The following is an 11,314-nucleotide window of genomic DNA, read 5'->3' as shown; positions in this document are numbered from 1 at the left end:
TTTGCGTAGCTTAACCTCTTTTACGTCGCCAGGCAGGTGCGCTCTGCGGCTTAGGCGGGATCTCCTGAAGCTGCATCACCACACTTGCAAACTCTTTCATCACCCTACGGTAAACATCGCGCTTAAATGACACGACCTGACGAACAGGATACCAATAGCTCACCCAGCGCCAGCCATCAAACTCCGGCGTACTGCTGGTTTGCATATTGATGTCTGAATCGTTGCCCACCAACTGCAACAGAAACCACTTCTGTTTCTGGCCGATACAAACCGGCTTTGTGTCCCAACGCACCAAACGTTTCGGTAACTTGTAACGCAACCAGTTGCGGGTCGAAGCCAGGATGCGAACATCTTTTCGGCTCAAACCGACCTCTTCAAAAAGCTCCCGGTACATCGCTTGTTCTGGGGACTCTCCCGGATTGATCCCGCCTTGCGGGAACTGCCAGGAGTGTTGACCATATCGACGGGCCCACATCACCTGGCCCTGACGATTACAAATTACTATTCCTACGTTCGGGCGGTAGCCATCGTCATCAATCACCGGACTACCCCAAACTAAACCTTATATATGAATGATTGTTTCACACTACAGGGAGGCGGTAAACCACTCTCTTACAGGCCTGCAACCTAATAACAATTGAATAACTCACAAATAAGTGTTGAGTTATAAACAGATGAGCGACAGTGAAGGGAATTTTATTCACCTTTTCTGTGGATATAGTTGTGAAGAAGTGTCTGATTACCGATGAACAACCTCAACGACCGCCGCACACCCTCTTTTGCTCTCATTCATTAACATGATTATATTCATATAGTTAGATGCATTTACGTAAACAAAAAACTGAATAGCGTGACGATCGTCACACCAGGGATCGTCGTGCTGATGAAAGATCGAACAGCGTCGGTTTTATCCACAGATTGTGCCAATAAGTTAGTCACAATTTGTGTGAAAATTCGATTTTCATCGCACGTCAAGGCTGTAAATTGAAACAGTAGTCAGGGTTATGCCCAGTTATCCCATTTTTCTGTGGATAACATGGTGTAAGATCCTGTTCATTGTCAGTGACCAGATTTGAACAACCGCTTTTTCCACCCAGGCGAAACGATTTCATACCAATAAAAAAACCTATAAATCATAGAGATGTCATATTGGTACAGAAAAAGTTAAACTCTATCCACAGGGGACAAATTCTTCGTTTATTTTTTAATCAAAAGGTTACCGTCATGCATCCGCTTACACCCTTGGGCTCACCACCGTCCAGCGAGAGCCAGTTGCTACTGCAGGCACAGCGTCTGGCCGGTTTTTCGCTTGGCGAGCTGGCAGCAATGGCCGGGCTGCCGATCCCGAAGGATCTGAAACGGGATAAAGGCTGGATCGGCATGCTGCTGGAGCTGTGGCTGGGTGCCAGCGCAGGGAGCAAACCTGAGCAAGATTTTGCAGCCCTTGGCGTGGAGCTAAAAACCATTCCTGTTGACCGCCAGGGCAAGCCGCTTGAGACCACCTTTGTCTGCGTTGCGCCATTAACCGGCAATACCGGCGTAACGTGGGAAACCAGCCACGTTCGTCACAAGCTGAAGCGCGTATTGTGGGTACCGGTTGAGGGTGAACGTCAGATTCCCCTGGCCGACCGTCGCGTTGGCGCGCCGCTGCTCTGGAGCCCGGACGAGGATGAGGAGCATCAGCTGCGTCTGGACTGGGAGGAGCTGATGGACATGATTGTTCTTGGGCAGGTTGAGCGCATCACCGCCCGACACGGAGAGGTATTACAGCTGCGCCCAAAAGCAGCCAACAGTAAAGCCCTCACCGAGGCAATCGGCGCGCAGGGTGAGCCGATACTGACGTTGCCGCGCGGTTTTTATCTCAAAAAGAATTTCACCGGCGCACTACTCGCACGTCATTTCCTGCTGAAAACATAGTTTTTTACTTATTTTGAGAGCTCTCAAACATAATCGACTGCTTTTTAAGATTTTACCGCTTCCTCAAGTCGCCATATCGGGTTAATACTAGATGATGATTTGATACAAGCCAGATGAGGACGATAACGATGAAAAAATGGGCAGTATTAGTGTCAGCAGTCGGTTTAGCGTTTGCCGTATCGGGCTGTAGCAGCGATTACGTCATGGCGACAAAAGATGGTCGAATGATCCTGACCGACGGTAAACCCGAAGTCGACGATGATACCGGTCTGGTCAGCTACCGCGACCAGGAAGGCAATAAAATGCAGATCAATCGCGACGAAGTATCGCAAATTATCGAGCGATAATCAGAGAGAGGTCAGTCGCTTGCTGGCCTTTTTGATTTTTTTCTTCCCCTTTTGCTTCCCCTCTGCCATGTTTATATTCCTTTGTCGGGTACGCCCTGACGCGGTTTATATGTCTACTGAGGAAGCCGGCTATGCATTATCACCGTATCCCCCACAGCGCACTGGAAATTAGCCAACTGGGGTTGGGCACGATGACATTTGGTGAACAAAACAGCGAAGCCGATGCCCATGCGCAACTCGATTATGCCGTCAGCCAGGGCATTAACCTGATTGATGTCGCAGAGATGTACCCTGTTCCGCCACGTCCTGAGACGCAGGGACTGACCGAAACCTACGTCGGTAACTGGCTGGCAAAACGCGGCAACCGTGAAAAGCTGGTGATTGCCTCCAAAGTCAGCGGCCCCGCGCGCAACAACGATACCGGGATCCGCCCGAACCAGATCCTCGATCGCAAAAATATCCGCGCCGCGCTGGACGCCAGCCTCAAGCGCCTGCAAACCGACTATCTCGACCTGTACCAGGTACACTGGCCGCAGCGGCCAACCAACTGCTTTGGCAAGCTCGGGTACAGCTGGAATGAGAGCGCCCCCGCGGTGACGCTGCTGGAAACGCTGGAAGCGCTGACCGAATGCCAGCGTGCGGGAAAAATCCGCTACATTGGCGTGTCTAACGAAACGGCCTTTGGGGTCATGCGCTATCTGCACCTGGCGGATAAGCACGATCTGCCGCGTATCGTGACTATTCAGAACCCGTACAGCCTGCTTAACCGCAGCTATGAAGTGGGCCTGGCCGAAGTGTCGCAGTATGAAGAAGTGGAACTGCTTGCTTACTCCTGTCTCGGCTTCGGCACCCTGACGGGGAAATACCTGAACGGCGCGAAACCGGCCGGGGCGCGTAACACCCTCTTTAGCCGCTTTACCCGCTACAGCGGCGAGCAGACGCAGAAAGCCGTTGCCGCTTATGTGGATATCGCGAAGCGTCACGGTCTTGACCCTGCGCAGATGGCGCTGGCCTTCGTGCGTCGTCAGCCGTTTGTTGCCAGTACCCTGCTGGGCGCAACCACGATGGAACAGCTGAAAACCAATATTGAGAGTTTCCACCTGAACCTGAGTGAAGAGGTGTTAGCGGAAATTGAAGCAGTGCATCAGGTTTATACTTATCCTGCACCATAGCCTGACGCTTTTGCCCGGTGGCGCGACGCTTACCGGGCCTACAGGTGCTCAAACCCAGGCTGGGTAAGGCGAAGCCGCCACACGGCTATATATCAACGGCGACGTTGCCAGAGCCATAATGCAGCAATCGCAATCGCAAACAGCCCGCCAAACCCGACACCAATCCCGACCACCGGCACACCCACTTTTACCGCCAGCGAGTAGAGCCCCAGCATTAACAGCATCGCCAGGTTTTCACCCAGGTTTTGTACCGCAATGGCATTGCCTGCCCCGACGGTCTGCTTGCCCCGCTCCTGCAGTAACGCATTCAGCGGCACCACGAAGAAGCCCCCCAGAATACCAATCAGGATGAGGAGGGCATACGCGGGCAATAACGCATGCTGCAGCGAGAAGATAAGCACCACGACGCCAATCAGGATCCCTGCGGGCATGCAGCGTGCGACCGTCTCCAGCGTGACCAGCTTCGCCGCCGCGCCCGCCCCAACCACAATGCCGATGGCCACCATCGCATTAAGATAGGTTGGCGTCGCGTTGTCCGTAATGCCCAGCGCCACCGGCACCCACAGGACCAGCAGGAAGCGCAGCGTAACGCCCGCGCCCCAGAACATGCTGGTCCCCATCAGGGAGAAACGCGTTTCACCGTTATGCCACAGCACGCGGCAGGCGGTAAAGAAACTGCCGGTCATCGGTTTAAATCGCCAGGATTGACCCGGGCGAGCCGCAGGCAGCTTCGGAATAAACAGGTTCGCCACGACCGCCCCGCCATACACCACTGCACACACGCCCAGTGCCGCCAGCACATGCCAGTCGGCCAGCACGCCGCCCGCAACGGAGCCAATCAGGATAGCGGCAATAGTGGATGACTCCATCAGACCATTGGCTTTCACCAGCTTATCCCCGGTGGTCAGCTCGCCGAGAATGCCGTACTTCGCCGGGGAGTAGGCAGCGGCGCCAATGCCCACCAGCGTGTAGCCAATAAACGAATTGAAGCCAAAGCAAATGCTGGCCGCCCCCAGCAGCTTGAGGCCGTTGGCAAACATCATCACCCGGCCTTTCGGGAAACTGTCCGCCACCTGCCCCACAAACGGAGCAAAAATAATGTAAGCGCCCACAAACACCATCTGCAGGATCGGCTGACTCCAGTCGGGGTAAAACTCGGCTTTCAGCAGCGCCAGCGTGGCAAACAGCAGCGCGTTATCACCGAACGCAGAAAGAAACTGCGCGGCGATTACGGCCATCATGCCTTTCGACCTGAGGGATGTGTTAGTGTGTACTGACTCACGCATTTTGCTGTTCCGCCTCTTCAACCATGCCTTTCAGGGTCACGAAATCGGGTTTTCCGCTGCCCAGTACCGGGAGCTGTTTCAGGTAGCGAATATCGCGCGGCACGGCCAGTTCAGGAATACCGTGTTCGCGTGCATAGCTCAGTAATCTGTCGCGCTTAAGCTCACTGTCGGTCGTAAAAAGCACCAGCGCCTCGCCTTTGCTGGCATCGCTCTTCACGACCGTGGCGTGCATCTTCTCGGCGGACACGGCCATCGCCAGTTGCTCCACCATTTCCAGAGAGACCATTTCGCCGGCAATTTTGGCGAAGCGTTTCGCGCGTCCCTGAATCTGTACAAAGCCCTGCTCATCGAAACGGACGATATCGCCGGTGTCGTACCAGCCGGTTTCAATCTCGCCGTTGACGTTTTCCGCCGTCGGCGCTTCCAGCACGCCCGGATTTTCCACGCGCAGATACCCGTTCATCACGTTTGGCCCTTTCAGCTGCAGGCGGCCACCGTCCTCAATGCCCGGCACCGCCAGCAGACGCGCGTCCATCCCCGGCAGAATTCGGCCAACCGTGCCCGGTTTCGCCGCCATCGGCACGTTAATCGAGACCACGGGCGCACACTCGGTAACGCCATAGCCTTCGAGAATGCGCAGGCCAAACTTGTCCTGCCAGATCTGGCGCGTGCTCTCCTGCAGTTTTTCCGCGCCAGCCACCACATACCGCACGCGATAAAAATCATACGGATTGGCGAAACGCGCATAGTTCCCCAGAAAGGTTGAGGTCCCGAACAGAACGGTACAGTTACGGTCATACACCAGCTCCGGCACAATGCGGTAATGCAGCGGGCTCGGGTAGAGGAACACTTCTGCGCCGGTCAGGAGCGGCGTGAACAGCCCCACCGTCAGGCCAAAAGAGTGGAACAGCGGCAGCGCCGACATAAAGCGGTCGTTCGCGGTAAAGTCGGCGATGCTTTTAATCTGCTCAACGTTCGCCAGAATGCTCTTGTGGCTGTGGACGACGCCTTTCGGGTTGCCCTCCGATCCCGACGTGAAGAGGATAATGGCGTCATCTTCCGGCTGCTGTTTGACCTGCGCCAGACGCGGCACCAGCAGATGCGCAAAAATCCACAGCTTGTCGCCGGTGGTCACGTCCGCTTTCAGATCCTCCAGGAAGACCCAGCGCACCTGGGTGAGCTGCTCGGGAAGGTGCCAGAGCTTGCCTTTGTCCAGAAACTGACGGGAGGTAAAGACGGTATTAATCTGAGCGGCAGTAATGGCGCTGGTCAGCCCCTTCACGCCCGCCGTGTAGTTCATCATCGCCGGGATCCGGCCCCGGGAAACCGCGCCGAAAATCACCGCCGCGCTGATGCCCGCGTTAGGCAGCATCAGGCCAATCTTTTCGCCCTTTTTGCTGTACTTCTCCAGAATACGGCCCACAAACAGGGTCTTGGTCAGCAGTTTGCGATAGGTATCCGGGGTAAAGTTGATGTCTTCGATGCAGTTTTTCTTCGCGCCATAGCGGTACTGCGCGGAAAGCAGGGATTCGTACAGCGTTTCGCGCGGGCGCACGGCCATACGCGCTTCCATCATAATCTGATGCAGCATTTCCCCGGCGATTTTACGGCGATCGCGGGCACGCGGCGCGTCTGGCATCGGTAACGACGTTGGCGGCAGGATATGCAGCGTGATTTTGGGGAACAGACGCTGCTTCACCAGCCCCTTGAGACGGCTGAAATGGGTCAGCTCCGCGCCTTCAATACGCAGCGGCACCACGGTCGCTTTTGACTTCGCCGCGACAAACCCCGCGCCGTCGTAGATTTTCATCAGCGAACCGGTCACGGAGATACGCCCTTCCGGGAAAATGACCACCGGGCGCCCCTGCTCGACCAGGCGTACCAGATGTTTAATCATCATCGGTTTTGTCGGGTCGAGCGGGACAAAATCAATCAACGGCGTGAGCCAGCGCATGTACCACTGCTGGCTGATGGAGGTATACACCGCAAACACCGGGCGCACGGGCAAAAACAGCGCCAGTAGAATGCCGTCTATAAAGGAAACATGGTTTGGTGTGATGAGAACGCGTTCGCCGCGCAGCGCCCGGGCATCGCCGGTGATGCGGATGCGAAACAGAATACGGAAAAGCGTACGGAAGAACCCAAATAGCATCTCAACTCCCTTTGCCAGCCAGTGTGGAGGGTCGATAGTAAATGGTGGCAGATTACACGAGAAGTGGTAAGGGAGCGACAGCAAAAGTGGAGGCGAAAAAAAACCTGCGCATCCGCGCAGGTTGGTGCAAGAGATGAGTACGAAACCGTACTAAGAATTCTCACCAATCAATACCTCTGGGATCTCAACTGTATCAACCTCTTTAACACCCTTGCTATCGGACAATCGCAACAGCCTGAGGCAAAGTGTAACTAAAGGTTCAGATTCACATTCTTCAGACATGACTGGGCGTGTAACGATTACACCGCCAGGGGTGTGCTACGTCACGTTTGTGGAGCGCTAAAATCCGCTCCCCTTGAATGCACGCCGCTTTTCCGCAACACTAATTGGTGTGTAAACGCTTACCCCCAATAAGAAGGTAATGAATGGCGACAATAAAGGATGTGGCCCGTCTGGCAGGCGTGTCGGTGGCAACCGTCTCGCGCGTAATTAATGATTCACCAAAAGCCAGTGACGCATCACGTCAGGCGGTACAAAGCGCCATGGAATCCCTGAATTATCATCCCAATGCCAATGCCCGCGCGCTCGCCCAGCAGTCTACAGAAACTATCGGGCTGGTGGTGGGGGATGTTTCCGATCCCTTTTTCGGCGCCATGGTGAAAGCGGTTGAACAGGTTTCTTATCAGACAGGCAATTTTTTGCTGATCGGCAATGGCTATCATAACGAACAAAAGGAACGCCAGGCCATTGAGCAGCTGATCCGTCACCGCTGCGCGGCGCTGGTGGTTCACGCCAAAATGATCCCGGATGCCGAACTGATTCATCTGATGAAGCAGATGCCGGGCATGGTGATTATCAACCGCATTATTCCCGGCTTTGAGAAACGCTGCGTGGCGCTCGACGACCGCTACGGCGCCTGGCTTGCCACGCGGCACCTGATTCAGCAGGGACATACCCGAATTGGCTATCTCTGTTCCAATCACCCGATTTCCGATGCGGAGGATCGCCTGCAGGGCTACTACGACGCCCTGCGTGAAAACGGGCTGCCGTGTAATGACCGGCTGGTGGCCTACGGCGAACCGGATGAGAGCGGCGGTGAGCAGGCCATGACCGAGCTGCTGGGTCGCGGACGGAATTTCACGGCGGTTGCCAGCTATAACGACTCCATGGCCGCAGGGGCGATGGGGGTGTTGAATGACAACGGGATTGAGGTACCGGCAGAAATTTCGCTGATTGGCTTCGATGACGTGCTGGTCTCCCGCTATGTTCGCCCGCGTCTGACCACCGTGCGCTACCCAATCATCACCATGGCAACGCAGGCCGCCGAGCTGGCACTCGCGCTGGCTGAACAGCGTCAGCCGCCGGAAATAACGCATCTGTTTAGCCCGACGCTGGTCCGTCGTCACTCCGTTGCGTCGCCTGCAGAAGCGCAGAGCGAATAACGGTAGAGGTGAACCCGCGTGTTGGGGTATTCCAGCCCATCACCGATATACTGCCAGCCGTAACGTTCGTAGAAGTCGCGGCAGGCAGACCAGAGATGGAGTTCCTCATACCCGGACTGTGCGGCGTAAGCGATAACATGCCGCTGAAGTTCTCCCGCCAGCCCCTTGCCTCGCGCCGCGTCGTCAACGTACAGCGCCGCCAGCCACGGACAGAGATCCTGTCGGGTGATCAAATCGCAGCGCCAGAGCCCCACCGTACCAAGAAGCTTTTCGTCCTCAACGGCAATAAACGTCAGCGGTAATGCCCCCGGCGTCTGGCTGTGCTCAACAATACTGTGGAAAAATTCCCGGGGAAGCCCTTCGCCAAAGGCCTGCCAGATCCAGTCGGTAACCTGCTCAGCATACTGCGGTGCATCGTAGAGCGGGAGGATAACTGTCTTTTTCACGTTTCACCTGCGTATTCTCATTAATGGGCTGGCCTGACGTCTCCAGCTCGATTGGCGATTATTTTACCAGAGTCAGACTATTTAGTTTGACTTCAGGCAGGCCTGACGAATCGTTACCAAAAAGCGTGATCGTGGCGGAATTTTTGCGCTTCCCGCATCGCTTATACGGCGTAAGCTCTGTGTTAAACTGCAGATCATTACGTGGAAGCAGGAATGTAGAATGGCAACAATGCTGGATGTCTCACTGCGCGCGGGCGTGTCGAAGGCCACGGTATCGCGCGTGCTGAACGGCACGGGTCAGGTTAAAGAGAGTACGCGTCAGCAGGTGTTTGCTGCGATGGAAGAGCTGGGCTATCGGCCGAACTTTCTCGCACGCTCGCTGGCTAACCAGACCAGCAACAGCATTGGTCTGGTCGTCTCGACCTTCGACGGCTTTTACTTTGGCCGCCTTCTTCAGCAGGCGTCGCGGCAGACGGAAACCCACGGGAAACAGCTGATCGTCACCGACGGTCACGACGCGCCGGAACAGGAAGAACAGGCGGTACAGATGCTGGCCGATCGCCAGTGCGATGCCATCGTGCTTTATACACGCTATATGAGCGAAAAAGCGATCATCAAACTGATGAACACCGTAAAAACACCGCTGGTGGTCATTAACCGTGAAGTGAGCCAGGCGCCGGATCGCTGCGTGTTCTTCGAACAGCAGGATGCCGCATTTAAGGCTGTGGATTATCTGATCGAACAGGGTCATCGGGAGATCGCCTGTATCACCGTCCCGATCCATACTCCAACCGGAAAAGCGAGGCTGATGGGCTATCGCAAGGCGCTGGAAAAGCACGGCATCCGTCTGGACGAGCGTCGGATTAAGTACGGCGATGCGGGAATGACCGGGGGATATGAGCTGTGCAAGGAATTGATTGCCGACGGTGTATCGTTTAGCGCCCTGTTTGCCTGTAACGACGACATGGCGCTGGGGGCGTCCAAAGCGTTACACCAGGCGGGGCTTAAAATCCCGCAGGATATTTCACTGTTCGGCTTTGACGATGCCCCTAGCGCGAAATGGCTGGAGCCTGCGCTCTCATCGGTTTATTTGCCCATCGACAATATGATTGTCACCGCCATCGATCAGGCGATCCGGCTGGCAAGAAACCAGCCGGTCGATGCCATCCCGCCGTTTACCGGCACGCTGGTCTTACGCGATTCGGTCACAACGGGGCCGTACTTTCATCAGATGAGTTCTAAAGCCAGCAGTTCCTGAATGGTCTGGCGACGGCGGATCAGCCGCGCCTTGCCGTTATCAAACAGCACTTCCGGCAGCAGCGGGCGGCTATTGTAGTTAGATGACATAGACGCCCCGTACGCGCCGGTGTCGTGCAGCACAAGGTAATCCCCCGGCTTGACCTCTGGCAGCGCGCGGGTCTCCACTTTGCCGCCTTCCTGCTGGGTAAACACGTCACCCGATTCGCACAGTGGCCCCGCAACGACCGTCTCAACGCGCGGCGCCTGCGTTAAATCGCGGCCGTCGGCAGCCAGGGCGGTAATGTGGTGATAGCTACCGTACATGGACGGACGCATCAGGTCGTTAAAGCCCGCGTCAATCAGTACGAAGTGGCGAGACCCCATCTCCTTCACGCTGCGCACCTGCGAAACCAGCACACCGGCTTCCGCCACCAGGAAACGGCCCGGCTCAATTTCCAGTTTTACCGCGTGGCCAAGATGCGCGGCGATTTGATCGCGCGCGGCGCTCCACAGACCGTAATAGTGATCGGTATCGATCGCCTCTTCCCCTTCGCGATAAGGAATGGAGAGACCGCCGCCCGCAGAGATCGCCTCCAGATCCTGACCGAAGTCGACAACCTGACGCACCATCGCGCCGCACACCTGCTCCAGGTGGCCGTAATCCACCCCTGATCCAATGTGCATATGAATCCCCACCAGCTTCAGGCTGTAGCGTTGTAATACCTCCAGCGCGGCAGGCATATCGGCATACCAGATCCCGTGCTTGCTGTTTTCGCCGCCGGTATTGGTTTTTTGGCTGTGGCCATGACCAAAGCCCGGGTTCACGCGCAGCCAGACGCGATGGCCGGGAGAAACCTGACCCAGCTGTTCCAGCATATCCACAGAACCGGCATTCACCGGGATCTGCAGCTCGTGAACGCGCGCCAGCGTCGCATCGTCGATCACATCGGCGGTAAAGACGATCGCGTCGCTGTCGGCTTTCGGATCGTATCCGGCCGCCAGCGCGCGCTCGATTTCGCCGAGTGACACGGAGTCCACCTTCACGCCCTGCTCGCGCATCAGGCGCAGAATATGAATATTGGAGCAGGCCTTCTGGGCAAAACGCACCACGTCGAACTGATGCAGGGCGGCGATCTTCTCGCGGACGATCTGCGCGTCGTAGACCCACACCGGGCAGCCAAACTCGGCAGGCAGGCGCAGCAGGTTGTCGGCGTTCAAATCGGTATCAGTCTGGTTCAGCGGGCGTGGCATGGTCTTCTCCGGATAAATGCGTTTTGATGATTACGCCACAGCGCAAAGAGAATAAAAAATAT

At 56.0% G+C, this 11,314-nt stretch carries 10 protein-coding genes; 5 read left to right on the top strand and 5 right to left on the bottom strand.

The genetic code is table 11. The features are described from left to right. Positions 1 to 10: 10 nt before the first annotated feature. Positions 11 to 541: an RNA pyrophosphohydrolase gene (gene rppH, locus F3J31_RS13710; protein ID WP_013098553.1), complete on the bottom strand. Its 531-nt coding sequence runs from the start codon at positions 539 to 541 to the stop codon at positions 11 to 13. A 683-nt stretch (positions 542 to 1,224) separates the two neighbouring features. Between rppH and mutH the strand changes: the two genes are divergently transcribed. The 3 genes from mutH (at position 1,225) to F3J31_RS13695 (ending at position 3,436) form a co-directional block, all read left to right on the top strand. After that, on the top strand, positions 1,225 to 1,917 hold the full coding sequence (gene mutH / locus F3J31_RS13705) for a DNA mismatch repair endonuclease MutH (RefSeq protein WP_047747241.1): 693 nt from the start codon (positions 1,225 to 1,227) through the stop codon (positions 1,915 to 1,917). 128 nt (positions 1,918 to 2,045) lie between these two features. Next, positions 2,046 to 2,264 (top strand): YgdI/YgdR family lipoprotein, encoded by a 219-nt coding sequence (locus tag F3J31_RS13700; RefSeq protein WP_008499668.1) that lies wholly within the window; start codon positions 2,046 to 2,048, stop codon positions 2,262 to 2,264. Between the two features lie 131 nt (positions 2,265 to 2,395). Next, positions 2,396 to 3,436 (top strand): NADP(H)-dependent aldo-keto reductase, encoded by a 1,041-nt coding sequence (locus tag F3J31_RS13695; protein WP_048029159.1) that lies wholly within the window; start codon positions 2,396 to 2,398, stop codon positions 3,434 to 3,436. 92 nt (positions 3,437 to 3,528) lie between these two features. Here F3J31_RS13695 and lplT read toward each other — a convergent pair whose 3' ends face one another. Then, the gene (gene lplT / locus F3J31_RS13690; protein WP_167213627.1) at positions 3,529 to 4,722 is read right to left on the bottom strand and encodes a lysophospholipid transporter LplT; all 1,194 of its coding nucleotides are present in this window, start codon (positions 4,720 to 4,722) and stop codon (positions 3,529 to 3,531) included. Then, on the bottom strand, positions 4,715 to 6,874 hold the full coding sequence (gene aas / locus F3J31_RS13685) for a bifunctional acyl-ACP--phospholipid O-acyltransferase/long-chain-fatty-acid--ACP ligase (RefSeq protein ID WP_167213624.1): 2,160 nt from the start codon (positions 6,872 to 6,874) through the stop codon (positions 4,715 to 4,717). Before aas ends, lplT begins: the two co-directional genes overlap by 8 nt. A gap of 425 nt (positions 6,875 to 7,299) precedes the next feature. On the opposite strand from aas, the gene galR reads away from it, so the two are divergent. Beyond that, positions 7,300 to 8,316: an HTH-type transcriptional regulator GalR gene (galR, locus tag F3J31_RS13680; protein WP_021242019.1), complete on the top strand. Its 1,017-nt coding sequence runs from the start codon at positions 7,300 to 7,302 to the stop codon at positions 8,314 to 8,316. Here the strand turns inward: galR and F3J31_RS13675 are convergent. Further along, positions 8,277 to 8,762, bottom strand: a complete 486-nt coding sequence (locus F3J31_RS13675; RefSeq protein ID WP_048224712.1) for a GNAT family N-acetyltransferase — start codon at positions 8,760 to 8,762, stop codon at positions 8,277 to 8,279. The genes galR and F3J31_RS13675 overlap by 40 nt on opposite strands. A 220-nt stretch (positions 8,763 to 8,982) precedes the next feature. Here F3J31_RS13675 and F3J31_RS13670 point away from each other — a divergent pair, with 220 nt between their 5' ends. Beyond that, positions 8,983 to 10,020: a LacI family DNA-binding transcriptional regulator gene (locus F3J31_RS13670; protein ID WP_167213621.1), complete on the top strand. Its 1,038-nt coding sequence runs from the start codon at positions 8,983 to 8,985 to the stop codon at positions 10,018 to 10,020. Here F3J31_RS13670 and lysA read toward each other — a convergent pair. Next, the gene (gene lysA / locus F3J31_RS13665; protein ID WP_045909895.1) at positions 9,990 to 11,252 is read right to left on the bottom strand and encodes a diaminopimelate decarboxylase; all 1,263 of its coding nucleotides are present in this window, start codon (positions 11,250 to 11,252) and stop codon (positions 9,990 to 9,992) included. The genes F3J31_RS13670 and lysA overlap by 31 nt on opposite strands. Between the last annotated feature and the right edge of the window lie 62 nt (positions 11,253 to 11,314).

Source organism: Enterobacter sp. Acro-832, from assembly GCF_011752745.1.
In the GTDB taxonomy this organism is placed as follows: domain Bacteria; phylum Pseudomonadota; class Gammaproteobacteria; order Enterobacterales; family Enterobacteriaceae; genus Enterobacter; species Enterobacter quasiroggenkampii.
The sequence above is the reverse complement of the archived record's forward strand: the minus strand, read 5'-3'. Positions and strand labels throughout refer to the sequence as shown.